This is a genomic window from Campylobacter concisus (assembly GCF_902460535.1).
GTDB classification, from domain to species: Bacteria; Campylobacterota; Campylobacteria; order Campylobacterales; family Campylobacteraceae; genus Campylobacter_A; species Campylobacter_A concisus_AS.
Window position 1 is genome coordinate 57,609 of the sequence record NZ_CABPTV010000002.1, and the last position, 23,164, is coordinate 80,772.

Sequence of the window (23,164 nt, forward strand, 5' to 3'; positions counted from 1 at the left end):
TTTGATCCTAGAAGTTTTATCCTATCCAAATAAAAAGCTTTATGAAATTTCAAAAGAGGTTGAAGTTTTCGATGATAAGCTTCACAAACTTCTTGATGATATGTATGAGACGATGATCGCAAAAGAGGGCATCGGTCTTGCAGCAATACAAATAGGCGTTGCAAAGAGAATTTTCATCATAAATTTAGCCAACGAAGAGGGCGTGCAAGATAAAGAAAATTTAATCGAGATCATAAACCCAAAATTTGAGCTACGTGAGGGCGAGTGCGTCTATCAAGAGGGCTGCCTTAGCGTGCCTGGCTACTACGAGGACGTTAAACGAAGTGAGGTCGTTGCTATCAAATTTCAAGACCGCTTTGGCAAAGAGCAGACCTTAAAAACTGATGGGCTACTAGCGATTGCTATCCAGCATGAAAATGACCACCTAGACGGACATCTTTTTATAGAAAAAATAGGCTTTAACAAACGCAAAAAATTCGACAAGGAATACAAAAAGCAGAAAAAAGAAAAGACATCATGAAGTCCCTAAAATGTGCTACTTACGGCGACGGACTAAAGATCATTGATGTTGAGTCGATCTTTTCTCGCGGGCTTCCTGGCTTTAGCATCGTGGGCCTTGCAAGCACCAGCATCAAAGAGAGCACAGAGCGTGTAAAGGCGGCACTTTTAGCGCTTGACTTTGCCTTTCCAGCGCAAAAAATAACCATAAATTTATCCCCATCAGACCTGCCAAAAAGTGGCTCACATTTTGATCTAAGTATCGCCCTTTTAATCGCTCTTCAAAAGGCAAAAAGCTTGGAGAAAATTTTTGTTTTTGGCGAGCTTGGACTTGATGGTAGTGTAAAAAGCACGGCAAATTTGTTTTCGATCCTACTTTTTTTAAGCACGCAGGTGCAAAAGGCAAAAATTTTAGTGCCAAAAGAGATAGCTGCAAAAGCTTCGATGATCCCAAATTTAGAGGTTTATGGCGTTAGCACACTAGAGGAGGCGATAAAGTTTTTTAGCGACGCAGAATTTGCTAAAAGCATGCATTTTAGCGCCACACACGAGCTATTTTCAAATGTGATAGAAATTTCTGGCAAAAGATATGTTCCAAATTTAAATTACGAACTTGATTTTAAGGACGTTTTAGGTCAAGAAAGAGCCAAAAGAGCCTGCATCATCGCAGCCGTTGGCATGCACAATATCTTATTTGAAGGTAGCCCAGGCAGCGGCAAGAGCATGTGCGCAAAACGCCTCGTCTATATCATGGCGCCACAAAGCCTAGAAGATGTGCTAAAGTCCGCCGCCTACCGCTCGCTAAATCTTCAAGATAGCGAATTTACAAGCACTAGAGCCTTTCGCTCGCCACATCACACCTCGACAAAAAGCTCGATCTTTGGCGGAGGCTCAAACGTCGCAAAGATCGGCGAGATCGCACTTGCAAATGGCGGAGTGCTATTTTTTGATGAGTTTCCACACTTTTCTAAACAGGTTATAGAAAGCCTCAGAGAGCCACTTGAGGACAATCAAATCCACATCGCAAGAGTAAATTCAAAAGTGACTTATGAGACTAAATTTATCTTCGTGGCCGCTCAAAATCCCTGCCCTTGTGGAAATTTATTCTCCCGCAACCTAAACTGCAAATGCAGCGAAAATGAGATAAAAAACTACAAAGCCAAAATTTCAGCCCCAGTGCTTGACCGCATAGACTTAAAAGTCGCGATGGACGAGAGCTCGCCAGATGACAAGGCGAGTTTGAGCTCACAGCAGATGAGTGAGATGGTTTTAAAAGCCTTTATCTTTCAAAAAAGGCGGGGTCAAGATGAGCTAAATGGCAAGCTAAACGACGCGCAGGTGGCTAAATTTTGCACATTAAACGCCGAGGCAAGTGACATTTTACAAAAGGCCGCCACGAAATACAACCTCTCTCAAAGGGGCATAAAAAGGACGCTTAGAGTGGCTAGAAGCATCGCCGATCTTGATGAGAGCGAGCAAATTTTAAAGCCCCACATCCTAGAGGCGCTTAGTTTTAGGGCGTAAAATGAAAAATTTATATTTAGACACGAGAGTTTTGGACGAGCGAGCAGGCGAGAAATTTAACCTTAGTGAAGAGCTTTTGATGGAAAATGCAGCTGCAGGCATAGCAAATTTTATCCGTAAGAAATTTAAAAAAAGCGAGAGAGTGCTTGGCATTTGCGGTAGCGGAAATAACGGCGCTGACGTGCTTTGCGCTTTAAGGATGCTAGAGGGCGAGTTTGAGTGTGAATTTATCCTAGCTAGCCAAAGCTTAAAGCCGCTTGCCGCCAAACAGCTTGAAAGGGCTAAATTTGCTGGCGTGCGAGAGAGCAAAGACGCAGAAAATAGCTTAAATAGCGCAAAATGCGTCATAGACGGGCTTTTTGGCTCAGGGCTAAATAGAAATTTAGACGAAAAGCACATAGAATTAATCTCAAAAATAAACGCCAGCACTGCCTATATCATCGCTTGCGACGTGCCAAGCGGGCTAAGTAGCGAGGGTAAAGTGCTTGGCGCTTGCGTAAAAGCAGACGCCACTATCACGATGGGAGCTAGAAAGCTAGGGCTTTATAGTGACGCGGCAAAGGACTACGTGGGCAAGATAAAGGTCGCTACTCTTGGCATAAGCGCGCAAAACTACGAGTGCGAGAGCGACTATCATCTGCTTGAAAAATGCGACCTCGTGCTTCCAAATAGAAAAAATCAATGCGTAAATAAGGGCGATTTTGGCCACGCATTTATCATATCTGGCGAGCACATAGGAGCTAGCAAGCTTTGCGCAAAGGCGGCATTTGCCTTTGGGGCTGGGCTAGTTAGCGTGATAGGCGAGCAGGGTTTAAATTTACCAACGCATATCATGCAAGCTAGCAAGATAAGCGAGAAAATGAACGCTGGAGCCCTTGGCATGGGGCTTGGCAAAAAAGGCGTAGAAGAGCTTGAGGTGCAAATTTTAAAAGGCAAAAAGCTCGTTCTTGACGCTGATATCTTTTACAGTCCAAAAGTGCTTGAGCTGCTAAGCGAAAACTGCGTCTTGACGCCTCATCCAAAGGAGTTTTGCTCGCTTTTAAAAATTTGCAAAATAGCCGATATAGATGTGCAAATTTTGCAAGAAAACAGATACGCTTACGCGAGGGCTTGGAGCGAGAAATTTAAGGCTGTTCTTGTGCTAAAAGGTGCAAACACCATAATCGCCAAAGAGGGGCAAATTTACGTCATGCCTTATGGCAAAAACACGCTTGCAAAAGGTGGCAGTGGCGACGTGCTAAGCGGTCTTGTGCTAGCACTTTTAGCTCAAGGCTACGAGCCACTAAATGCTGCCATCTCAGCCACCTTATCTCATGCACTTAGCCTTAAAAATTTTAGCAAAAACAGCTACGCGCTTGAGCCAACAGACATCATCAAAGGAGTAAAATGCTTACGAAAAAGATAGCCGTGCTTTTTAGCGGTAGTGGCTCAAATTTAGAAGCGATACTTAAAAAAGTTCATAATCAAATTTTTAACGGTGTAAAGATCGAAGTTTGCCTTTGTATCTGTAACAAGCCAGGTGCATTTGGCATAGAGCGAGCTAAGAAATTTGGGCTTGAAACGACGATAATAGAAAGCGCTAAATTTAAAAATCGTGAGGAATTTGACGCTGCTTTGGTGGAGCAAATTTTAAAAAATGGGGCTGATCTAACGGTGCTTGCTGGCTTTATGCGGATACTAACGCCAGTTTTTACGGCGCAGGTCAAAGCCATAAACCTTCACCCATCTATCCTGCCGCTTTTTAAGGGCGCACATGCGATAAAGGAGAGCTTTGAGAGCGACATGATGATAGGCGGTGTGAGCGTGCATTATGTGAGTGAGGAGCTTGATGGGGGCAAACTGATCGCGCAAAGGGCGTTTGAGCGTGAGGATGGCATGAGTTTAGATGAGTGGGAGGCTAAAATTCACGCCATAGAGCATGAAATTTTGCCCCAAAGCATAATAAAAATTTTAACAAAGGAAGTAAATGTTTGAATGGTTGAGTTCGCCAGAGGCGTGGATATCGCTACTTACGCTAACTGGCTTGGAGATAGTTTTAGGCATAGATAACATCATATTTATCGCTATTTTAGTAGGCAAACTGCCGCCAGAGCAAAGGGGTAAAGGCCGCATTTTAGGGCTTGGCTTTGCGATGATCACTAGGATCATCCTGCTACTTTCGCTATTTTGGATCATGAAGCTTACAAAGCCGCTCTTTAGCATAGGCGAGCTTAGCATCACTGGGCGCGATCTAGTGCTCATAATAGGCGGTCTATTTTTGATAGTAAAATCATCAATGGAGATCCACGCAAACGCCACTGGCAAGCATGAAGAGGCTCACGAGAGCAAGTCTCATCCAGGATTTTTCGCGACTATCCTAGAAATAGGCATTTTAGACATAGTCTTTTCGCTTGATAGCGTTATCACCGCAGTTGGTATGGCTCAGCACATCGATATCATGATACTTGCCGTCATCATCGCAGTTGGCGTGATGATGTTTGCCTCAAAGGCGATCTCAGAATTTGTCGATAACAACCCAACGATAAAAATGCTCGCACTAGCATTTTTGGTGCTTGTTGGTTTTGCGCTCGTGCTTGATGGCTTTGGCGTGCATGTGCCAAAAGGCTACATCTACTTTGCTATGGGCTTCTCGCTGGCGGTTGAGTGCATAAATATCTACGCTAGAAAAAGGGCATTAAGAGATCAAAAATAAAAATGTGAGCCAAAATGCAGATAAAAAATTTAGATCACATCGTGATCGTAGTAAGCGACGTTAAAGAGGCGCTTAAATTTTACTGCGACATTTTAGGCATGCGACTATCTCAGAATGACGGTCACATTAGCCTAAATTTTGGCTCACAAAAGATAAATTTACATAGGTTTGAGGGCGAGTTTTTACCTGCGGCAAAGCATCCAACAAAGGGCAGTGCTGATATATGTTTAATAGTTGAAGACGACATAGAAGACGTGCGCTCAGAGTTTCTTGCAAAAGGCGTAGAGATCGAGCTTGGCATCGTTAGGCGAAACGGAGTACTTGGGGCAATGAAGAGTTTATATATTTACGACTTTGATGGAAATTTAATAGAACTTAGCTCATATGAAATTTAACAAGAAGGCAGCTTGGACCTACTAAAAGACCCGCTAAATAAACTAATCATCTCACTCTCGCTGCCAGCTGGTGTGGGCATGATGTTTAACACGCTTTACAACGTCACTGGCACATTTTTCGCCGCTAAAATTTCTACCATAGCCGTCGCTGGCATGGCGATGAGCTTTTTGCTCTATCTAAGCGTCGTTGGCATCGGGCTTGGCTTTGGCTCGGCACTCACCGCGCTAATAGGCAACAGCCTAGGCGCAAACAAACCAAAAATGGCTAAACTTTACGCCTCAAATGGCATCATCTTTGTGCTAGTTTTTGCCATTTTTATGGGGCTATGTGGCTACTTGCTAGCACCAAATTTACTAGTTATTTTAGGCGCTGACCATCACTACATCAAAGAGGCACTTGACTACGCTGGTGTCATCTTTCTTGCAGCTCCATTTTTCTTGCTTATAAAATCGCTTAACGGTGTTCTAGTCGCGCTTGGCGATACTAAAAGCTACCGCAACTGGCTATTTTGCGGCCTTTTTATCAACGCATTTTTTTGCTATCTTTTTGCCTTTAGCTTTGATCTTGGCGTAAAGGGCCTTGCTCTAGCGACGGCTAGCGTGCAGTTTTTAGGCATGCTCTATCTCTTTTTTAAAGTTAGAAAGAGCAAGATGATAGATCCTAGAAATTTAGGCTACTTCGTACCAAATTTCGCCGTCTGGGCAAAGATACTAAAGCAAGCCTTGCCAGCTTGCCTAAACTACCTCTCAATGTCGCTTGGCTCGCTCGTACTTTTAAAATTTGTGAGCTTTTACGGCGTAAATGCAGTGGCAGGTTATGGCATAGCCTTAAGGATCGAGCAAATTTTAGTGCTTCCAACCATCGGCATGGCAGCTGCAGTTTTAAGCATAGTCTCAAGAAACTACGGCGCTAAGAGCTTTCAAAGAGTATTGCAGTGCTACAAACTATCGCTTCTTTTTTTGCTCATCTACTGCGTCTTTGCCTACATCTTTATAAGGCTTTTTGGCGAGAGTGCGATCAGGCTCTTTGACAGCACTCCAGCCGTGCTTGAGGTAGCCAAACTCTACCTTGGCATCAACTCACTTGCCTACATGGCTTACGGCACGATAAACATCTCAGGCAGCACTCTACAAGCGATAAAACGCCCAGTAGCGATCTTTTTGCTAAATGGCTTTAGACAGCTCGTGCTTCAATGCTCGCTCTTTTACGCGGTGGTCTTTTGGCTAGGACTTGAGATCAAATTTATGTGGCTAGCGCTCTTTTTTAGCGTCTATTTTACGGCGATTTGCTTTTTGGCTTGGACGCTTTTTAGGTTAAAAAGAGCTACGAGCGCAAGCTTTTAAATTTAAAGCTAAATGCAAAAAAGCAAAGTGAGGCGACTAAGATGATGCTAGCTCCACCTGTGAGATTGAAATAAAAGCTGATCACAAGGCCGATAAAGCAAAAAATGATAGAAAAAATGGTTGAGATTAGCATCATTAGTCCAAGTCTTTTGGCAAAAATTTGCGCAATATATGGTGGTATGGTAAGTAGCGCGATGACAAGTATTAGCCCCACGACGCGTATCGTAGCCACCACGCAAAGCGCCATCATACAAACTAGCAGATAGTGAAAAAAGGTGGTATTTACGCCCCTTAGCCTTGCAAACTCCGCATCAAAGCTGATCGCCACAAACTGGCGGTAAAAAAGCGCGATGAGCGCCAAAAACAAGAGGTCTAAAACACTCATAAACGCGATATCTGTGCCGCTAACTGCAAGGATCGAGCCAAAAAGATAGCTCATAAGATCAGCATTATAGCCAGGTGTGAGGTCGATGAAAATGATGCCAATCGCCATGCCAATCGCCCAAATAGCGCCTATTACAGAGTCGATGTTTGTCTTATCTTTTAGCGTGATCGTGGCGATGATGAGCGCTAGAAGCAGCGAAAATATGCTCGCTCCAAAAAGCGGCTCGAGTGAGAAGAAAAAAGCAAGTCCTATGCCGCCATATGCGCCGTGTGCGATGCCTCCAGCGATGAAGGTCATCTTGTTTATCACCACAAGCGAGCCTATCATGCCGCATATTATGCTTACTAAAATGCTCGCAATAAAGGCATTTTGCATAAAATTTAACTCTAAAATTTCACTCATTTTCTCTCTTTAAAATTTAAAAACATTGCTCTTTGTCTTTTCGCAACCACACTCGCCAAGTGCGATCTCAACATCACAAAAATGGCTATGCGTTCTAGCTAGATGCTCGATAAATTCCCTCTTCGCAAGGTTTTCATGCGTTTTATGAATGTGTAAATTTTTACTCACGTAAGCGATCTTTGTAGCGTAATTTAGCACGATATTTAGGTCGTGACTAACTAAAACCACGCCAACGCCATTTGCATTTATGCCCTTTAAAATTTCATAAATTTCAGCCTGCCCTTTTGTGTCGATGCTCGCTGTTGGCTCGTCTAGGATAAGCACTTTTGCATTTGCACAAAGCGCTCTAGCGATATAGACGCGCTGCCTTTGACCGCCACTTAGCTCGCCGATCCTCGCGTTTGCAAACTCGCTCATGCCGACCTTTTCAAGGGCACTTAGCGCTAGAGCTTTTTCATCTTTTGAGTAAAAACCAAAGATTTTTTTATCGATTAGCCCCATTAATACAACTTCTAAAACCATCATCGGAAAGCTTTGATTTGAGAGGAAATTTTGCGGCACGTAGCCTATAAATTTACTTACCTCGCTTGGCTCTTTACCAAAGAGCTTGATCTCGCCACTTTGAGGCTTAAGCAGACCCAAAATGAGCTTTAAAAGCGTGCTTTTGCCTCCGCCATTTGGACCAATTATCGCTAAAAACTCGTCGCTACTATAGTCTAAGTTAATACCCTCTAAAACGACTTGTTTATCGTAGCTAAAGTTTAAATTTCTAATTTTTATAATATCTTTCAAAACAGGCTCTTTTGCGTAAATGTCGTGACAAAAATGAAAAGTCCAAGCCAAAGCATGATGCCAAGGGCTGCAAATTCTGCGTAGATTTTAAACTTTTTTAGCTTAATGTTCGTGCTGATCTTTGAGCCAAAAACTGCCGCTACAAATATCACCACACTCATGCCAAGCGCCATAAACAGGCCACTTATCACGCCTGCAAAGTAGCTGCCTATCTCATTTGCCAGCACAAAGACTAGTATCGTGCCAGGACAGGGCACAAGAGCCGCAGCAGCCGCTACTAGCCACTCCTCTTTGCTCTTTGGTTTTTTAGTAGAGCAAATTTGACAGCCACAATCACTTGTAAATTTTGTATTTTTACTCAAATTTTGACTTAAATTTGATCCAAAAATATAAAATTTAGTCTCATTTTTGTTTGAGAGATAAAATTTGATCTTTTTAACGAGCATAAAAATCGCCACAAAAAAGATCACAACTCCAGAAAACGCGGTCGTTATACTAGCTGTGTCCTTTGTAAGGTCGTTACTCACCTCTCGTAGCAACAAAAAGCTAGCAAAGACAAAGACAAATGCGCCCACAACATGTAAAAAGCCGATCTTTAACGCAAATAAAAACGCCCTTTTGTAGCTACCACCAGTTGCGGCAAAATATGAGCTTGTTAGCACCTTGCCATGACCTGCGCCAGCAGCGTGCAAGAAGCCATAGCCAAATGAGATAAACGCTAAAAATAGCAGCGCAAGCGGACTTTTGTAATCCACGCTTCTTAAAATTTGCTTTAGCCTATCAAGCAAGCTTAGGCTAGTTTTTGAGACGATGTCAAATTTAGCCTCATCGATCTTATCTATCTGACTTAAATTTTCATCGCTCACGCTAGCTACTGGCTCTTTTAGCAGCTCTTTAAGCGCTGGCTTTTCGTTGTGAGCTTTGGCCGCTTCTTTGCTTGAAAATGTAAAAAATATCAAATTTGAGTTTGAATTTGGTATCGCCCAGAAGCTCTCACCCACCAAAAATGCGTTATTTTGTGTGAATTTGAAGTTAAAATAGCCCTCTTTATCCTCCATATCAACCGACACGACAAGACCGTCAGCGATCACTAAATTTGTCTTAAAACTAACATCAAATTTAAGCCTGCCCTCGTCAAAGTAGAGCTTGTAATTATTTAAATTTGGCTCTATTTTAGTGGCGTTTTCGTCCTTGTAATAATACTCAATCTGCGTCAAATAGTGCCTTGGCACGAGGTAGTCTAGCAAATTTAAGCGGATCTTTCTAAGCTCTTTTTCGTCTATCTTTTCATCTTGATTGAGGTCAAAATTTTGCTTCATAAGATCTGAGAAATTTTGCGAAAAGGTCCAAGTAAAAGCTATCTGCGTGATGTTGTTTTCGTGTGCTACAAATTTCGCACTAACGTGAGCTGTTGGGCTATAAAGCGAGCATAGAGCACACCCGAAGGCATTTATGGCTAGTAGGCAAATGACGATCAGGCGTGCTAACATTTCTATAGACTTTTTGCGAAAATTTCAGCCGTTTTTTTCATCTCAGCTAGCCAGTTTTCAGGCAACTGATCTATCATGACGACCTTTGAGCCAGTCTCTTTTGCGATCAAATTTGCAGCCTTTGTTGGAAACTGTGGAGCTACGAAAATGACCTTTACACCGTGCTCTTTTGCCTCTTCTATAAGCTCTTTTAGCTCAGCTGGCTTTGGCTCTTTGCCCTCTATTTCAATGGCTATTTGCTCTAAATCATAGCGCTTTGCAAAGTAGCCCCAAGATGGGTGATATACGATAAATTCGCGAGTTTTGACATCTTTTAGCTCATTTTTGATAAAGCCATCAAGCTCGTCAAGGCTAGCTTTAAATTTAGCCAAATTCTCTTCATAAAGCTTTGCATTTTGCGGGAATTTCTCTATTAGCGCCTTTGCGATGTTATCAGCTTGAGTTTTTACCAAGATAGGGTCAAGCCAGATGTGCGGATCAAGGCCGTCGTGGTGGTGGTGATGGTGCTCTCCCTCGTGGTCATGGTGCTCATGCTTATGCTCTCCATCGTGCTTATGCTCGTGGTGCTCTTCATGTTCATGCTCATCGCTCATAGCGATCTTTTCGATGCCTTCCTGCGTCTTTACGATGCGTAAATTTTTAAACGTCTTTGAGAAGCGATCAAGCCACGCATCCTCAAACTCGATGCCGATAGCAAAGTAAAGCTCGCTCTTTTCAAGCTCCTTCATCTGCTTTGGTTTTGGCTCGTAGGTGTGCGGATCAGCCCCTTTGCCAACCATCGTATTTACATCTAGCGTATCTCCAGCGATCTGCTCGACAAAAAATTTCGTTGGCAGTATGCTAGTAGTCACAACCGGCTTTGCAAAAAGAGACAAAGCACAAACAGCTAAAAAAACGATAATTTTTCTCATTATCTCTCCTTTAAAAAATAATTGCGAAGTTTAGCAAAATGCAACTTGGTTGCAACTTAAAGTTCAAAAGCCTAAATTTAGCCTTTTCTTTTAAATATAGTTTAAATCTTTTAGCGTTAATATACGCAAAATAAAAAGGGCAAAGATGAACGCGAGAAATTTCTTAGAAGAGCACAATATCAAGGCCACGACGCTTCGCATAAAGCTTGTTGAAATTTTACAAAACTCCAAAGCACCGCTAAGCTATGATGAAATTTTGCAAATTCTTGACGCAAACAAGACGACCTTTTATAGAAGTATGGAAATTTTTGAAAAAGAAAATCTCGTAATAAAAACCGAAAACAACCACAAGAGCTACTACGAGCTAGCAAACGAGGCCAAAGCCTACTTCATCTGCGATGTCTGCCACAAAGTAACAAACATCGATATGCCCCACCTAAATGTCGCTAAAAATATAAAAAGTGCCGTGATAAAGGGCGTTTGCGACGAGTGCGGTCACGAGTAAAGCGCGATGATCTCAGCTGGGATCGCCTTTGGGCGGTTTGTCTTTAGGTCGATATAGACAAACTCGGTCTTGCCAGTTGCTATTAGCTCGCCATCTTTTTTAAACTCAAAATACCTGCTCGAAGTGGCCTTGCCATCGGCCTGCGTGTAGGTGTGAATTTCTATCTTATCCATCAGCTTTGCGCTTTTTATATATTTTGCTTCATTTTTTCTAATGAGCCAAATTTCACCCCTTTTATACTGCGCCTCGACCGTGTCGCCAACTGCGGCAGAGTGGGCAAATGCGGCCTCTTGCATAAGCGTGAAATAATAGACATTGTTCATGTGTCCGTGCATGTCTATGGCTTGTGGCGGGATGATGACTCGGTAGATAAAATCTCTCATTTTTGACCTTTTTTGCTAAAATTATAACCAAAAAGAGGAGCTAAAATGCAAAATTTATGGGATAAAAAGGCGTCAAACTACCAAAGATTTGACGGCAAGATCAGCGCTATCCAGCAGCAAATTTTTGCCAAAGCCTTGGCTCGGGGGATAGACTTTAACGGCAAAGAAATTTTAGATATAGGCTGTGGCACGGGCGTTTGGAGCATATTTTTATCAAAAACGGCTAAACATATAACAGGCATTGATAGCTCTGAAAAGATGATAGAAATTTTAAACGAAGATGCAAAGAAATTTGGCGTGACAAATTTAAGTAGCGAGGTTTGCTCGTGGAGAGAATTTAAGCCTAAAAAGCGCTTTGATATCGCCATTTGTACGATGAGCCCAGCCATTGCAAGCGACGAGGACTTTGCTAAATTTCAAAACTGCGCCAAGCAAAAGCTCTATCTTGGCTGGGACAAGCCTAGAAGCTCTGACCTGCTTGAGCCATTTTTCGAAAAATTTGGCCGAACGCTCTCGCAAAAAAACGTTGTAAATAGGCTTGAAGCGTGGCTAAAAGAGCAAGGCATCGCTTACAAAAGTCAAATTTTAAATGAGACAAGGATCGCTAGACGAAGCGTGCAAGAAGCAGCTGAGAATATCTGCTGGCACCTTGAGATAAACGGAGCTAAGAACTACGATGAAAAGGCGGTTTTAGCTATGTTAAAAGAGAGATTTGAGGACGAGTTTATAGACGAGAAAATTGACTCTCAAATGAAGCTTTTTGTCTTTTAAAGCTTAAATTTAGAGCAAATTTGCTTGCCAAATTCGCTAAAAATGACGCCAAAGATGATGAGCATGGCTCCAAAAATTTGCCAGATGCTAAGTATCTCGCCAGCAAAAAAGTAGCCAATGAGCCCTGCAGAGACTGGCTCTAGGCAGAAAAACAAGGCTGCCTTGCTAGCGGTCGTATATCTTTGGGCGATCGTTTGGACAAAGTAGCAAAATATGGTGCCAATCACTGTCGTGATAAATATCGCTATGAAAAATTCTCTATCGAAATTTGGCACGATACTGCCCTGAAAAAGCGCAAAAACGAGCGAGAGCAGGGCATTTGTGAGAAAGACCACAAAGACTAGCAGATAAAGCTCACTCTTTCTTACAAAGTGGCCATTTAGCGTCGTGTAAAGTGCGTAAAATATGGCGCAAACAAGCGCTAGTGCCTCGCCAGCCCCAAGTGCGAGTGTGGCGCCACTTAAGAGCCAAAGCCCAAAAATAGCGATGAGTGCACCATAAATAGCAAAAATACTTATCTTATTTTTAAAAAACACCGCCGCCATAAAAGGGACTATCACACACTCAAGCCCCGTGATAAAGGCGACGCTCGAGCTAAATGTGAGCTTTAGGGCGTAAGTCTGCGTGGCAAATGACAAAAATAGCACCGCCCCAAGGATAACGCCGTAGATGACGCTTTTTTTGTCAAATTTTGTAGTAAATTTAAGCGCGACAAAGCCCATAAAGATGGCCGAGAGAAAAAACCGGCAAAAAAGCATGACAAAGACGCCATTTGTCTTTAGTGCGTTTGCCATGGGTAAAAACGTAGCGCCCCAAACGATGGCAACTACGATAAGAGCGATGTCGGCTCTGTTTTGAGCGGTCAAATTTCTCATTTAAATATCGAGTCTAGCACCTTTTTGCCGCTATCTAGGCTAAAGCCACTTCTTAGCCCCTTTTCCTTCTCGCTCATCACGTTAAATAGCCCATCTAGCGTCTTTCTCGTGATATATGCGTTTAGGTCTTCGTCATCATCTGGCACATATTCGCTTGCGCCTAAATTTTTAGCTAGGCTCTTTACTGATTTTATCGTTTCGTTGTTTTTTGCTGAGTTGCCGATGAAAGAATTTAGCCCATTATAGGCAGTCGCAAAGCTATTATCGCTCATCATTTTCTCAATTATCGGCGTAAATGCTGCCTTTAGCTTTTGGCTGGAGCTTTGCTGCAGATACTTCGTAACGCTGTCGTTGCCGCCGTTAAAGAGCTTTTTGACATCAGCCTCGCTCATATTTTTTATGCTCTCGCTAAAAATTTCTGCAGCCTTTGGCACGGCCGTAGTTGCGGCGTTGTTTATTGACTTGCTAAGGTCCTGCGCCCACTTCTCGCCGCCCACTTTTTTGGCTAAATTTGACGCCATCTCAAGGCTTTTTGGGAGTGGAATTTTAGCTGTGGCGTTGTTCATAAAGCCTTCTTTTGAAAGCTCGCTTACAGCGGCATTTAGCGCCTCGCTAACTAAGCTTTTATAGTCACCGCTTGATGCATGAGTGGCGATTTTCACACCTTTATTTATCATATCATCCATGCTTGCGGCTTGTAAATTTAGAGCAAGCGCGCCACACAGAATAATAAGAGATCTTTTCATCTTCTCTCCTTTTTTAAATTTAAAGCAAAATCATACAAAAAATATCTAAACGCTTAAAATAAATTTAATATTTTTGCACTAAAATTCACCCTTTTTTGAGGGGAATTTATGCAGCTTTTACTTCTTAGCTTCGCTCTTAGCATGGATAGCGCAGCGCTAAATATGGCAAACGGCGCAAGGTATAAAAGTCTTACACTTGGCAAAATTTTATTTATCGCTTTTATGCTTGGCTTTTTTCAGTTTCTCATGCCGCTTTTTGGCTATTTTCTAGGCATTAGCTTTGCTAAATTTATAAGCTCCATTGATCACTTTATCGCATTTTTTATACTCTGCTTTCTTGGCTTTAAAATGCTAAAAGAGGCCTGTAGCAGCGAGGCTGGCGACTCTTTGGGCATGGATCTTAAGACCATTTTTATAGGCGCATTTGCCACTAGCATAGACGCACTTGCCGTTGGCGTCACGCTTAGCTTTGAAGCAGTTAATGTATTTGAGAGTGCGCTCATCATCGGCGTAGTCTGCTTTGTGCTAAGCCTAGCCGCCTTTTACATCGGTAAATTTATGGGTGAAATTTTAGAGAAAAAGGCGCTATTTTTGGGCGGAGCGATACTTATATTTCTAGGCTTTAAAATCCTCATCACCCACCTGTTAGAAGAGGGAGTGCTCTAAATTTCTATCTCTATGCCAACTGGGCAGTGGTCGCTGCCAGTGATCTCTGGCAGGATAAAGGCGTCTTTTAGCCTATCTTTTAGACCCTGCGAGATGAAGAAATAATCAATCCTCCAGCCGACATTTTTAGCCCTTGCATTAAAGCGGTAGCTCCACCACGAGTAAGCGTCCGCAACGTCGCCATTTACGGCTCTAAAGGTATCTATAAAGCCACTTTTTAGCACCTCATCTATCCACGCGCGCTCGATAGGTAAAAAGCCTGAAGTTTTGGCGTTTGCCTTTGGATTTTTCAGGTCGATCTCGCGGTGAGCGGTATTTACGTCGCCGCAAAATATCACCTCTTTGCCGCCCTTTATCAGCTCTTTGCAGTAAGCTAGAAATTTATCGTAAAAGTCCATCTTGAATGCCAGGCGCTTGTCGTCCTTTTGGCCGTTTGGAAAGTAGATGTTAAAAAGCACGATATCGCCAAATCTATGCTCCAAAACTCGCCCCTCCGTGTCGTCAAAAAAGGCCGCTTTTTGCGTTTGCACGTCAAATTTAGCCAGGCTCATCACACCAGAATATCCTGCCCTTGCGCCTGAATTTACACTGATATCTTTAAACCCAAGGTTGTAAATTTCTTTTGGGACGTCGTCCTCTTTGACTTTGATCTCTTGCAGTCCCAAAAAATCAGGCCTAATCTCATCGAGCCAAGCAAAGCCCTCTTTTGCCACGACTGCACGCAGACCATTTACGTTCCAGCTAATAAGTTTCAAATTTCATCCTTTTTTTAATTATAATTATGCCAAAAATCACAAAAAGGAAAGTTATGAGAAACCAGCCAACGTATAAATTTTTTAAAAATTTTGGCTACGCAAGAGAGGGTTTGGCTGAAATTTTTAAAAACGAGAAGAGCTTTCGCATAGAAATTTGTATATTTTTGGTAGCTACGATCTCGCTATTTTTTTGGAAATTTGACCTTATTTTTAACCTATTTTTGATCTTTAGCATGGCATTTGTGCTAGTTTGCGAGTGCCTAAACTCGGGCCTAGAGCGAGTGACTGATCTTGCGAGCCCAGACTATCACGCCCTAGCAAAAGCGGCAAAGGACGCTGGAAGCGCAGCCGTGATGATCGCAAATTTCTTATGTGGCGCGCTTTGGTGCGTGGCGATAGGATATAAAATTTGGGGCTAGAAAAAGAAATTTACAAAGCGCTTCTTGGCGAGAAAAAGGTAGAGATCATAAATTTACTTTGCGAGCTAAGCGATGAAAATGGCTTTATCATGCTTAAAATTTCAGAAATTTGCGAGAAGCTAAATGTTAGCAAACCAACCGTGATAAGCACGTTTAAGCTACTTGAAGAGAAGAAAATTTTTGAGCGGGTAAAAAACGGGGTTTATAGATTTAAAAATTTATAGTGGCAAGCAAATGCCTGCCACTAGTAGTTTTAGCCTATAGTCTCAGCAGCGATCATGCCAAATGTCAAGCAATCAGTTATCGCAACTGATCCTAGACGGCTGGCTCCGTGAACGCCACCTGTGATCTCGCCAGCTGCATATAAATTTGGTATAGGCATAGCTGTTTGAGAGTTCATGACTTGGGCTTTTGTGTTGATATTTAGGCCACCCATTGTGTGGTGAACTTTTGGCGTGCCACGCTCTGCGTAAAACGGCGGAACTGAGATATCAATGCCCTTTGTCGTAGTCGCAACAACTGGTTTGCCAAAGTCCTCATCAACGCCTTTTTTGACAAATTCGTTATATCTTGCGACTGTTTTTTTGAGCTCATCAACTGGGATCTTATACTCAGCTGCCAAGGCATCAAGTGTGTCAAATTTCTTGCAAATTCCAGCTGCGATAGCCTTTTCATAGTGAGCTGGAAGCATGTGAGGAAGTGCTCTTGAGTCACAGAAGTTGATAGGGAAATTTTTATCGTCTTCGCCTTTTTCATGGATGACTTTAAACATCGCTTCAGTTCTTGTCCTGCGGTCAGCTAGCTCATTCATGTAGCGTTTGCCGGTTCTTGGATTGACTGAAATTCCAAACGGAAAAGCGCCATTTACGTTAAACATCGATCCCACGCCAAAGCCTGTCTCATCAGCACATCCCCAAGGGCCGTACTGGATCCAGCTTGGCTGAACTGGATAAGCACCAGCTCTAAATGCTGCTAGAAGCGCGCCTGCTGTTGAGCCTGGTTGGTTTGTTGAGTCTGTCTCAGGTGTGATCCTTGGATCTTGAAGACGTCTAAAAATTTTATCCCTACAAAAGCCACCAGCTGCTAGTACGACGCCTTTTTTGGCTTTTATATATTTTGTATCGCCACCTTTGTTTTCGACATCGTCACTCATCAAATTGCCATCAAATTTGTAGTTTTCTCTGACGATGACGCCCACAACTGCGCCCTTGTCGTCAAAGACGAAATCATCAAATTTTGTCCTTTTTTTGATCGATGCGCCATCTAACTTTTCAAATGTCGCAGTCATAGGGAGCACGATGCCAGCGCCGCTGCCGACCTCTGTTTGAAGGCTTCTTGGCACTGAGTGACCGCCCGCGTGAGTGATCTGGTCGATATATTTTGCACCACAATCAATTGTGAGTTTGTAAGCATCTTGCGCTCTCTCGCCGATCTTTGCCAAAAGATCAACGTGGTTGATGCCGCGACCTGCTTTTAAGCAGTCTTTGATAAATAGCTCGGTGCTATCTTTGATGCCAGCTTTCTTTTGCATGTCGCTGTTTGGAACGGCAAAAATTCCGCCATTGATGACAGAGTTGCCACCTGTGCGACCCATTTTTTCGATCAGAACGACTTTGTTGCCTTTTTTGGCTGATGTCACGCCAGCTGCAAGAGCTGCAAAGCCTGAGCCGATGATGACTACGTCATACTCCTCGTCCCATTTGACATCTTTTTCGTTCATTGGTGTGGCCATTAAATTTGTTGCGCCCATGCCTAGTGCCGTAGCACCGATAGCGCTAAATTTGACAAAATCTCTTCTAGATAAACCTGAATTTTTCATGCTCTCTCCTTTGAAGTAAGATATTCACTAACTAGATTATACGACTTTATTATTAAAATAGTCTAATTAATTTTTTAAATTAAATTTTATTAAAGCTAAGTGCGATTAGAGCGTAGTTTGGTAATATTTATTGACACTATTTTTATCCAAATTTGACTTTGGATTGACGTAAAATAGGCATTTAAAGTAAATTTAGCATAAAGTTTAGAAATTTAAATTTTAAAATTTGCCAGAAATAAATATGAATTAAATTTTTTATAGATCAATTTTTTTAGATTTTTGGGAGGATTTTCTTTTATAGCTTAATAAAAAATATTAGTTTAAAGGAAGATCGGAGCAAATTTGCCCCGAGAAATTATTTAACGCCAACTATGATTTGAGTTGCTTTAATGATAGCAGTTACTTTGTCGCCTACCTTTAAAGCTAAATTTTGAACTGACTCTCTAGTGATGATAGCTGAAATTTTGCTGCCGCTCGCGTCGATGATAACCTCAGCATTTACAGCGCCGTCTTTTATCTCGCTTACAACGCCTTTGATTTGGTTTGTAGCGCTAAGTTTGATGCTGTCATCTTTTGAAACGATAACGCTTGAAGCCTTGAATAAAAATATAGCTTTTTTGCCAACTTTAAGATCAAGAGCTTTCTCGCTATCAACTGTTACAGTCGCTTTTAGCACTTCGCCACCTGCGATTTTACCAGCGATTAGCGAATTTACCGCACCTGTTCTTACTTCTGATATCTCAACATTTAGTTGATTTCTTGCACTTAGTGACATATTTTTCCTTTTTATGATTTAAATTGTTTTGACATTGTAAAGTAATATTTTTAATGCAAACTTAAAATTGTTATATGAAATTTTATAATATCAAAAATTAAAATTTAAAACTTCTCAAACGCTAAAATAACGCTATTTATAAGGTCAAATTTACAAAAATAATTTAAATAATTTTTTCAAATAAATATTACTAAATATTACCTTTACCTTATTTTTATAAAATTTGACTCTAAATTTTAAATTTAAACAAGAGAAATTTATAAATTTGAGTTTAGAAATAATAGAAGTTAGGGTCTTTAAATTCCAGCTTCAAGCATCGCTTCTGCTTGATAGTGAGTGATAAGTGGCTCTATGATCTCATCAAATAATCCCGCGGCCATGATAGCGTCAAGGCGGTAAAGAGTTAAATTTATGCGGTGATCACTTATGCGATTTTGTGGGTAGTTATAAGTTCTTATCCTGCCAGAGCGGTCGCCAGTACCGACCTGACTTTTGCGCTCACTAGTCTCTTTTGCAAGTCTCTCTTGCTCTTGCATCTCGTAAAGTCTAGCCTTTAGCACCTTCATCGCAGCTTCTTTGTTTTTGTGCTGGCTCTTGCCATCTTGGTTTGTGACAACAAGTCCAGTTGGTATGTGCGTGATCCTAACGGCACTATCAGTTGTATTTACCGACTGGCCGCCGTGACCTGAGCTTCTCATAACATCAACTCTTATATCATTTGGATTGATCTCGATCTCGCTATCTTCGACCTCTGGCATGATAGCCACAGTCACAGCCGAGGTATGCACCCTGCCCTGGCTCTCAGTCTCTGGCACGCGCTGAACCCTATGTGTGCCACCTTCAAATTTTAGCCTAGAGTAAGCGCCTTTGCCTTTTATAAGCACGATGATCTCTTTAAAACCACCAGTGTTGCCCTCGCTTTGGCTAACGATCTCAAATTTATATCCGCGAAGCTCTGCATATCTGATGTAAGCGTTAAAAAGATCTCCAACAAATAGTGCAGCCTCATCACCACCAGTGCCTGCGCGAATTTCTAAAAATATATTTTTATCATCGTTTGGATCTTTTGGAAGAAGCAAAATTTTGATCTCTTCTTCAAGCTTCTCTCTTGAAATTTCTAAATTTTTAAGCTCATCTTTTGCAAGTTCGCCAAGCTCAGAGTCCTCAAGTAGGGCTTTATTCTCTTCGATGTCGTTTAGAATTTGTAGATATTTTTTTGCAGCAGTTGCGACTGGTTCGATAGATGATTGCTCTTTTGAGAGCTTTGTCATCTTTTCGATATCGTTTGCTATATTTGGATCGCTTAGAAGCGTAGAAATTTCATCATAGCGATCCAAAAATGGATGAAGTTTATCAGCAAACATTAAAATTTAATAGATTAAGCAGCTTTTAGAGTATTTACTAATTGAGCAAGACGACTAACGCGACGAGCAGCAGTTTGTTTCTTCAAAAAGCCTCTACTTACAAAGCTGTGAATGCTTTTGTTAGCAACTTTTAAAGCTTCATTTGCAGCATTTAGATCTTTAGCTTCTACAGCTATGCGCACTGCTTTTGTAATGTTTTTAAGTCTAGTGCGGTAAAATCTATTTCTTTCTGTTCTTTTTATAGTTTGTCTAGCTCTTTTTTCAGCAGATTTATGGTTTGCCATAATATACCTTTTTTGATAATTTTAGTCCGTGATTATATGAAAAATATATTTAATTGTAACTGAATTTAAGTCTGCTTTAAAACAAATAAAATTTTAGATTTTAAATTTGATAATTTCTGATAAAATAGCACCATTTTATAATAAAAAGGATAAATTTATGAAACTTTTTGGAACAGACGGAGTTCGTGGTAAGGCTGGCGAAAAGCTTTCAGCTCAGACATCTATGCGCCTTGCAATGGCTGCTGGAATTTATTTTAGAAAGACCTCAGCGACAAATGTGATATTGGTCGGAAAAGATACTAGAAAAAGCGGCTATATGATCGAAACTGCCATCGTTGCGGGACTAACTGCGGTTGGCTACAACGTCCTTCAAATAGGCCCTATGCCAACACCTGCGATCGCATTTTTAACAGAAAATATGCGCTGTGACGCTGGCATAATGATAAGCGCCTCACACAACCCATACTACGACAACGGCATCAAATTTTTTGATAGTTTTGGCAACAAATTAGATGAAAAGATAGAAGCTGAGATAGAGAAAATTTTCTACGACGACGAGCTCATCGCAAACGCCCAAAAGACGATGACAGAGATCGGCGCAAACAAGAGGATCGACGATGTTATCGGCAGATATATCGTGCAGATCAAAAATTCATTCCCAAAAGAGCTAAATTTAAAGAATTTACGAGTAGTTTTAGATGTGGCAAACGGAGCTGCTTACAAGGTCGCACCAACTGTATTTAGCGAGCTTGGAGCTGACGTCATCGTCATAAACAACGAGCCAAATGGTAGCAATATCAACCAAAACTGCGGCGCGCTTCACCCAGAAGATCTAGCAAGCGAGGTAAAAAGGCTTCGTGCTGACATCGGCTTTGCATTTGACGGCGATGCTGATAGGCTTGTCGTTGTCGATGAAAACGGAGAAGTAGTGCATGGCGACGCGATACTTGGCTCACTAGCTGCATTTTTACACGAGCAAAAGACTCTAAAAGGCGGAGCCATCGTGGCTACTGTTATGAGTAATGCCGCGCTTGATGACTATCTAAAAGCTCACAAGATCAAGCTACTTCGCTCAAACGTAGGCGATAAATACGTGCTTGAGATGATGAAAGAAAATGGCATAAATTTTGGCGGCGAGCAAAGCGGCCACGTCATATTTAACGACTACGCTAAGACTGGCGACGGCCTTGTTACTTCGATGCAAGTTGTCGCGATGATGCTTAAAAAAGGCAAAAAGGCTAGTGAAATTTTTGGCGAGCTAAAGCCGTATCCGCAAATTTTGCTAAATTTAAAGATCACAGAGAAAAAGCCGCTTGATAAGATAGAGGGGCTAAAAGAGCTTGAGGCTAGCCTTGCAAAAGAGGGCATAAGATCGCTCTTTAGATACTCTGGTACTGAAAATTTGATCAGACTTTTGCTTGAGGGCAAAAATCAAACTTTAGTTGAAAAACGCATGGATGAAGTTGAGAAATTTTTTGTAAAAGCCCTAAATGCGTAAAAATTTAGTTAAATTTTTCATAGCGTTTTTTCTAATTTTTATCGTTGATCAAGCGATAAAAATGATATTTATAGATGGTTTTTCGTGGGAGGGCGAGTTTTTCTCGCTAGTTCTTACATATAATAAGGGCGTTGCATTTTCGATGTTTGCCTTTTTAGATGAGTGGCTGAAATTTATCCAGATCGCCCTCATTTTAGGCGTTTTTGTCTATCTGGTCGTTGAGAAAAAGCTGCTTTGCTCACATGCCATTTGGCTTGGAGCTTTGCTAGGAGCTGGCAGCTCAAATATCACAGATAGATTTATCCATGGCGGCGTCGTGGATTACGTCTTTTGGCACAAGTGGTTTAACTTTGCGGTCTTTAACTTCGCTGATGTGATGATCGATCTTTGCGTGGTGATGATACTTTGGCAAAGTTTTAGAAAAAGGAGAGAGAGTGGGAAATAATATCTACGTCGCATACGCGCTTTGGCTACTTACTGGCTGGCTTGGAGCGCATAGAATTTACCTTGGTAAATTTATCACTGGCTTTTTGATGATGGGGTTATTTTTCGTTGGCTACCCTACGTTTTATTTCATTATAGGCATACCATTCTTAGCTATTTGGGGCATTTGGTGGATCATCGACGCATTTTTGGTTGGCGCTTATGTCGAGAAAAATTTACAAAAAGTCGAGCTAAAAGAGAGACTAAAACTAAAAGATAAAGAAGATGACTTAAAAAGGCTTTACGAGCTTTTTGAGAGTGGTGCGATCAGCAAGGCTGAATTTGAAGCTAGAAAAGAGATACTTTTTAGATAAGGAGACGTTATGGCAGAATATTATCTTTACTTAAAATACCTCCACTATTTGTTTTTCATCTCGTGGATGGCAGTGCTGTTTTATCAGCCAAGGCTCTACGTTTATCACGTAGAAAACATGGACAAACCAGACTTTGTAAAAGTGGTTGAGGTGATGGAGTATAAGATGTATCACTACATCGGTTGGGTAGCACTCATCGGCTCATTTGTTACTGGCATTTTTATACTTATCGCGATTCCTGATCTTATAAAAACTGGTCACATCCATGTCAAAATTTTAGTTGTCATCTTAATGGCTATCTATCACCTAGACCTTGGACGCTACATGAAGCAACTCAAAGAGAAACGCTGTAACAAAAGTGGCATCTTCTTTAGAGCTTACAACGAAGTGCCAACTATCGCGATGCTCATCATCATCTGGGTCATGATAGTAAATCCATTTTAAAGGAATTTGATGAAGAAATTTTTAGCATTTATCGCTTTGCCAGCGCTCTTGCTCGCGGCTACTCAGTATTTTGAGCCAATGCAGATAAAATTTGACAACAGACTCTACTCGCTAGCAAGCTCAGCCAAGCCTGTGCCAAATTTATTCACGCAGGAGTACTTGCTCCCTGGTGAGAAACTAGATAGTTTTAGCTATATGCTCTCGTTAAATACCCTTAAATTTGACGCTACGCCAGAGCAAGCAGTCGAACAAAAGATAAATGATCTAAAAGAGCTAAAGGCAAAAGGGCTAAAAGTAGCTTATAAAAAGGGCTCGCTCGCAAATGAAATTTATCTTGATATCACGATATTTTCAAATTTAAATGGCACTCCAACGGCCGAGCACTCGATATATCGCTACACCAAACAAGGCGGAAATTTAGTCCTTTTTACCATCCAAAGGCGTGCTTATAAAAAAGAGGGCATTCAAAGATTTGCTACAAATTTCACGATCGAGTCGCAAGATTTTAGCAAAAAAGCCCTAGCCACACCTTTTCCCCAAATCATCAGCAAATAAAGAAATTTGAGTGTAAATTTAGCCTTTGCACTCAAATTTTAAAACCAGACTTAACAAATTTATCTAAAAATAAAA

At 41.5% G+C, this 23,164-nt stretch carries 29 protein-coding genes; 17 read left to right on the plus strand and 12 right to left on the minus strand.

The window, feature by feature from the left end:
- Position 1 precedes the first annotated feature (1 nt).
- From def to FZ945_RS01910, 7 genes are read left to right on the plus strand one after another with little or no spacing between them, the layout of a single operon-like run.
- Positions 2 to 520, plus strand: coding sequence for a peptide deformylase (gene def, locus FZ945_RS01880; protein ID WP_148802103.1), 519 nt, complete (start codon positions 2 to 4; stop codon positions 518 to 520).
- On the plus strand, positions 517 to 2,022 hold the full coding sequence (locus FZ945_RS01885) for a YifB family Mg chelatase-like AAA ATPase (protein ID WP_148802105.1): 1,506 nt from the start codon (positions 517 to 519) through the stop codon (positions 2,020 to 2,022). The genes def and FZ945_RS01885 overlap by 4 nt, the downstream gene beginning before the upstream one ends.
- Before the next feature lies 1 nt (position 2,023).
- Positions 2,024 to 3,427: an NAD(P)H-hydrate dehydratase gene (locus FZ945_RS01890; RefSeq protein WP_148802107.1), complete on the plus strand. Its 1,404-nt coding sequence runs from the start codon at positions 2,024 to 2,026 to the stop codon at positions 3,425 to 3,427.
- Complete coding sequence (gene purN / locus FZ945_RS01895) at positions 3,409 to 3,996, plus strand: phosphoribosylglycinamide formyltransferase (RefSeq protein ID WP_148802109.1); 588 nt, start codon at positions 3,409 to 3,411, stop codon at positions 3,994 to 3,996. The genes FZ945_RS01890 and purN overlap by 19 nt, the downstream gene beginning before the upstream one ends.
- Positions 3,989 to 4,714: a TerC family protein gene (locus FZ945_RS01900; protein ID WP_021087117.1), complete on the plus strand. Its 726-nt coding sequence runs from the start codon at positions 3,989 to 3,991 to the stop codon at positions 4,712 to 4,714. The genes purN and FZ945_RS01900 overlap by 8 nt, the downstream gene beginning before the upstream one ends.
- Before the next feature lie 14 nt (positions 4,715 to 4,728).
- Complete coding sequence (locus FZ945_RS01905) at positions 4,729 to 5,109, plus strand: VOC family protein (RefSeq protein WP_148802111.1); 381 nt, start codon at positions 4,729 to 4,731, stop codon at positions 5,107 to 5,109.
- A gap of 12 nt (positions 5,110 to 5,121) precedes the next feature.
- A complete protein-coding gene (locus tag FZ945_RS01910) occupies positions 5,122 to 6,453 on the plus strand; it encodes an MATE family efflux transporter (RefSeq protein WP_148802113.1) in 1,332 nt (443 codons plus the stop codon).
- On the opposite strand, the gene FZ945_RS01915 is transcribed toward FZ945_RS01910, so the two are convergent.
- The 4 genes from FZ945_RS01915 to FZ945_RS01930 are packed head-to-tail and all read right to left on the minus strand — an operon-like array spanning position 6,434 to position 10,433.
- Entirely contained in the window at positions 6,434 to 7,240 is an 807-nt protein-coding gene (locus FZ945_RS01915; protein WP_148802115.1) for a metal ABC transporter permease, read from the minus strand. The genes FZ945_RS01910 and FZ945_RS01915 overlap by 20 nt on opposite strands.
- 9 nt (positions 7,241 to 7,249) lie before the next feature.
- The gene (locus FZ945_RS01920) at positions 7,250 to 8,032 is read right to left on the minus strand and encodes a metal ABC transporter ATP-binding protein (RefSeq protein WP_021092586.1); all 783 of its coding nucleotides are present in this window, start codon (positions 8,030 to 8,032) and stop codon (positions 7,250 to 7,252) included.
- Positions 8,029 to 9,522 carry a nickel/cobalt transporter gene (locus tag FZ945_RS01925; protein WP_148802117.1) on the minus strand — a complete coding sequence of 498 codons (1,494 nt, stop codon included), beginning with the start codon at positions 9,520 to 9,522 and terminating at the stop codon, positions 8,029 to 8,031. Before FZ945_RS01925 ends, FZ945_RS01920 begins: the two co-directional genes overlap by 4 nt.
- A gap of 2 nt (positions 9,523 to 9,524) precedes the next feature.
- Positions 9,525 to 10,433: a metal ABC transporter solute-binding protein, Zn/Mn family gene (locus FZ945_RS01930; protein WP_148802119.1), complete on the minus strand. Its 909-nt coding sequence runs from the start codon at positions 10,431 to 10,433 to the stop codon at positions 9,525 to 9,527.
- Between the two features lie 145 nt (positions 10,434 to 10,578).
- Here FZ945_RS01930 and FZ945_RS01935 point away from each other — a divergent pair, with 145 nt between their 5' ends.
- A complete protein-coding gene (locus FZ945_RS01935; protein ID WP_148802121.1) occupies positions 10,579 to 10,938 on the plus strand; it encodes a Fur family transcriptional regulator in 360 nt (119 codons plus the stop codon).
- Here the strand turns inward: FZ945_RS01935 and FZ945_RS01940 are convergent.
- On the minus strand, positions 10,929 to 11,321 hold the full coding sequence (locus FZ945_RS01940) for an acyl-CoA thioesterase (protein WP_148802123.1): 393 nt from the start codon (positions 11,319 to 11,321) through the stop codon (positions 10,929 to 10,931). The two genes, FZ945_RS01935 and FZ945_RS01940, sit on opposite strands and share 10 nt — an antisense overlap.
- Positions 11,322 to 11,366: 45 nt before the next feature.
- Between FZ945_RS01940 and FZ945_RS01945 the strand changes: the two genes are divergently transcribed.
- Positions 11,367 to 12,092 (plus strand): class I SAM-dependent DNA methyltransferase, encoded by a 726-nt coding sequence (locus FZ945_RS01945; protein ID WP_148802125.1) that lies wholly within the window; start codon positions 11,367 to 11,369, stop codon positions 12,090 to 12,092.
- Here FZ945_RS01945 and FZ945_RS01950 read toward each other — a convergent pair.
- The gene (locus FZ945_RS01950) at positions 12,089 to 12,967 is read right to left on the minus strand and encodes a DMT family transporter (protein ID WP_148802127.1); all 879 of its coding nucleotides are present in this window, start codon (positions 12,965 to 12,967) and stop codon (positions 12,089 to 12,091) included. The genes FZ945_RS01945 and FZ945_RS01950 overlap by 4 nt on opposite strands.
- Positions 12,964 to 13,713 carry a DUF4197 domain-containing protein gene (locus FZ945_RS01955; RefSeq protein WP_148802129.1) on the minus strand — a complete coding sequence of 250 codons (750 nt, stop codon included), beginning with the start codon at positions 13,711 to 13,713 and terminating at the stop codon, positions 12,964 to 12,966. Before FZ945_RS01955 ends, FZ945_RS01950 begins: the two co-directional genes overlap by 4 nt.
- Before the next feature lie 108 nt (positions 13,714 to 13,821).
- Here FZ945_RS01955 and FZ945_RS01960 point away from each other — a divergent pair, with 108 nt between their 5' ends.
- Complete coding sequence (locus FZ945_RS01960) at positions 13,822 to 14,379, plus strand: manganese efflux pump MntP (RefSeq protein ID WP_148802131.1); 558 nt, start codon at positions 13,822 to 13,824, stop codon at positions 14,377 to 14,379.
- On the opposite strand, the gene FZ945_RS01965 is transcribed toward FZ945_RS01960, so the two are convergent.
- Positions 14,376 to 15,134, minus strand: a complete 759-nt coding sequence (locus FZ945_RS01965) for an exodeoxyribonuclease III (RefSeq protein WP_148802133.1) — start codon at positions 15,132 to 15,134, stop codon at positions 14,376 to 14,378. The genes FZ945_RS01960 and FZ945_RS01965 overlap by 4 nt on opposite strands.
- A gap of 53 nt (positions 15,135 to 15,187) precedes the next feature.
- Between FZ945_RS01965 and FZ945_RS01970 the strand changes: the two genes are divergently transcribed.
- Complete coding sequence (locus FZ945_RS01970; protein ID WP_148802135.1) at positions 15,188 to 15,553, plus strand: diacylglycerol kinase; 366 nt, start codon at positions 15,188 to 15,190, stop codon at positions 15,551 to 15,553.
- Complete coding sequence (locus FZ945_RS01975) at positions 15,544 to 15,777, plus strand: winged helix-turn-helix domain-containing protein (protein ID WP_087583391.1); 234 nt, start codon at positions 15,544 to 15,546, stop codon at positions 15,775 to 15,777. Before FZ945_RS01970 ends, FZ945_RS01975 begins: the two co-directional genes overlap by 10 nt.
- A gap of 29 nt (positions 15,778 to 15,806) precedes the next feature.
- On the opposite strand, the gene FZ945_RS01980 is transcribed toward FZ945_RS01975, so the two are convergent.
- The 4 genes from FZ945_RS01980 to rpsT all read right to left on the minus strand — a co-directional run bounded on the left by FZ945_RS01980 (position 15,807) and on the right by rpsT (position 19,795).
- Positions 15,807 to 17,372, minus strand: a complete 1,566-nt coding sequence (locus tag FZ945_RS01980) for a flavocytochrome c (RefSeq protein WP_103574102.1) — start codon at positions 17,370 to 17,372, stop codon at positions 15,807 to 15,809.
- Positions 17,373 to 17,727: 355 nt separating this feature from the next.
- Complete coding sequence (locus FZ945_RS01985; protein ID WP_148802137.1) at positions 17,728 to 18,147, minus strand: TOBE domain-containing protein; 420 nt, start codon at positions 18,145 to 18,147, stop codon at positions 17,728 to 17,730.
- Positions 18,148 to 18,443: 296 nt separating this feature from the next.
- Entirely contained in the window at positions 18,444 to 19,511 is a 1,068-nt protein-coding gene (prfA, locus tag FZ945_RS01990) for a peptide chain release factor 1 (protein WP_004317452.1), read from the minus strand.
- Positions 19,512 to 19,525: 14 nt separating this feature from the next.
- Positions 19,526 to 19,795, minus strand: coding sequence for a 30S ribosomal protein S20 (gene rpsT, locus FZ945_RS01995; protein WP_103635885.1), 270 nt, complete (start codon positions 19,793 to 19,795; stop codon positions 19,526 to 19,528).
- Positions 19,796 to 19,952: 157 nt separating this feature from the next.
- Between rpsT and glmM the strand changes: the two genes are divergently transcribed.
- The 5 genes from glmM to FZ945_RS02020 are packed head-to-tail and all read left to right on the plus strand — an operon-like array spanning position 19,953 to position 23,089.
- Positions 19,953 to 21,293 (plus strand): phosphoglucosamine mutase, encoded by a 1,341-nt coding sequence (gene glmM, locus FZ945_RS02000; protein ID WP_103558329.1) that lies wholly within the window; start codon positions 19,953 to 19,955, stop codon positions 21,291 to 21,293.
- Entirely contained in the window at positions 21,286 to 21,738 is a 453-nt protein-coding gene (lspA, locus tag FZ945_RS02005; protein ID WP_103601638.1) for a signal peptidase II, read from the plus strand. The genes glmM and lspA overlap by 8 nt, the downstream gene beginning before the upstream one ends.
- A complete protein-coding gene (locus FZ945_RS02010) occupies positions 21,728 to 22,090 on the plus strand; it encodes an NINE protein (RefSeq protein ID WP_148802139.1) in 363 nt (120 codons plus the stop codon). Before lspA ends, FZ945_RS02010 begins: the two co-directional genes overlap by 11 nt.
- A 9-nt stretch (positions 22,091 to 22,099) precedes the next feature.
- Positions 22,100 to 22,534 carry a CopD family protein gene (locus FZ945_RS02015; RefSeq protein WP_148802141.1) on the plus strand — a complete coding sequence of 145 codons (435 nt, stop codon included), beginning with the start codon at positions 22,100 to 22,102 and terminating at the stop codon, positions 22,532 to 22,534.
- Positions 22,535 to 22,543: 9 nt separating this feature from the next.
- A complete protein-coding gene (locus FZ945_RS02020; protein ID WP_021087019.1) occupies positions 22,544 to 23,089 on the plus strand; it encodes an HI_0983 family protein in 546 nt (181 codons plus the stop codon).
- Positions 23,090 to 23,164 lie beyond the last annotated feature (75 nt).

What these genes read in the sequence shown, in the direction of transcription:
- FZ945_RS01885 (WP_148802105.1), top strand. Translation starts at nt 517, where the DNA reads ATGAAGTCCCTAAAATGTGCTACTTACGGCGACGGACTAAAGATCATT.
- FZ945_RS01890 (WP_148802107.1), top strand. Translation starts at nt 2,024, where the DNA reads ATGAAAAATTTATATTTAGACACGAGAGTTTTGGACGAGCGAGCAGGC.
- purN (WP_148802109.1), top strand. Translation starts at nt 3,409, where the DNA reads ATGCTTACGAAAAAGATAGCCGTGCTTTTTAGCGGTAGTGGCTCAAAT.
- FZ945_RS01900 (WP_021087117.1), top strand. Translation starts at nt 3,989, where the DNA reads ATGTTTGAATGGTTGAGTTCGCCAGAGGCGTGGATATCGCTACTTACG.
- FZ945_RS01905 (WP_148802111.1), top strand. Translation starts at nt 4,729, where the DNA reads ATGCAGATAAAAAATTTAGATCACATCGTGATCGTAGTAAGCGACGTT.
- FZ945_RS01915 (WP_148802115.1), bottom strand. Translation starts at nt 7,240, where the DNA reads ATGAGTGAAATTTTAGAGTTAAATTTTATGCAAAATGCCTTTATTGCG.
- FZ945_RS01925 (WP_148802117.1), bottom strand. Translation starts at nt 9,522, where the DNA reads ATGTTAGCACGCCTGATCGTCATTTGCCTACTAGCCATAAATGCCTTC.
- FZ945_RS01930 (WP_148802119.1), bottom strand. Translation starts at nt 10,433, where the DNA reads ATGAGAAAAATTATCGTTTTTTTAGCTGTTTGTGCTTTGTCTCTTTTT.
- FZ945_RS01935 (WP_148802121.1), top strand. Translation starts at nt 10,579, where the DNA reads ATGAACGCGAGAAATTTCTTAGAAGAGCACAATATCAAGGCCACGACG.
- FZ945_RS01940 (WP_148802123.1), bottom strand. Translation starts at nt 11,321, where the DNA reads ATGAGAGATTTTATCTACCGAGTCATCATCCCGCCACAAGCCATAGAC.
- FZ945_RS01945 (WP_148802125.1), top strand. Translation starts at nt 11,367, where the DNA reads ATGCAAAATTTATGGGATAAAAAGGCGTCAAACTACCAAAGATTTGAC.
- FZ945_RS01950 (WP_148802127.1), bottom strand. Translation starts at nt 12,967, where the DNA reads ATGAGAAATTTGACCGCTCAAAACAGAGCCGACATCGCTCTTATCGTA.
- FZ945_RS01955 (WP_148802129.1), bottom strand. Translation starts at nt 13,713, where the DNA reads ATGAAAAGATCTCTTATTATTCTGTGTGGCGCGCTTGCTCTAAATTTA.
- FZ945_RS01960 (WP_148802131.1), top strand. Translation starts at nt 13,822, where the DNA reads ATGCAGCTTTTACTTCTTAGCTTCGCTCTTAGCATGGATAGCGCAGCG.
- FZ945_RS01970 (WP_148802135.1), top strand. Translation starts at nt 15,188, where the DNA reads ATGAGAAACCAGCCAACGTATAAATTTTTTAAAAATTTTGGCTACGCA.
- FZ945_RS01980 (WP_103574102.1), bottom strand. Translation starts at nt 17,372, where the DNA reads ATGAAAAATTCAGGTTTATCTAGAAGAGATTTTGTCAAATTTAGCGCT.
- FZ945_RS01985 (WP_148802137.1), bottom strand. Translation starts at nt 18,147, where the DNA reads ATGTCACTAAGTGCAAGAAATCAACTAAATGTTGAGATATCAGAAGTA.
- prfA (WP_004317452.1), bottom strand. Translation starts at nt 19,511, where the DNA reads ATGTTTGCTGATAAACTTCATCCATTTTTGGATCGCTATGATGAAATT.
- rpsT (WP_103635885.1), bottom strand. Translation starts at nt 19,795, where the DNA reads ATGGCAAACCATAAATCTGCTGAAAAAAGAGCTAGACAAACTATAAAA.
- glmM (WP_103558329.1), top strand. Translation starts at nt 19,953, where the DNA reads ATGAAACTTTTTGGAACAGACGGAGTTCGTGGTAAGGCTGGCGAAAAG.
- lspA (WP_103601638.1), top strand. Translation starts at nt 21,286, where the DNA reads ATGCGTAAAAATTTAGTTAAATTTTTCATAGCGTTTTTTCTAATTTTT.
- FZ945_RS02015 (WP_148802141.1), top strand. Translation starts at nt 22,100, where the DNA reads ATGGCAGAATATTATCTTTACTTAAAATACCTCCACTATTTGTTTTTC.
- FZ945_RS02020 (WP_021087019.1), top strand. Translation starts at nt 22,544, where the DNA reads ATGAAGAAATTTTTAGCATTTATCGCTTTGCCAGCGCTCTTGCTCGCG.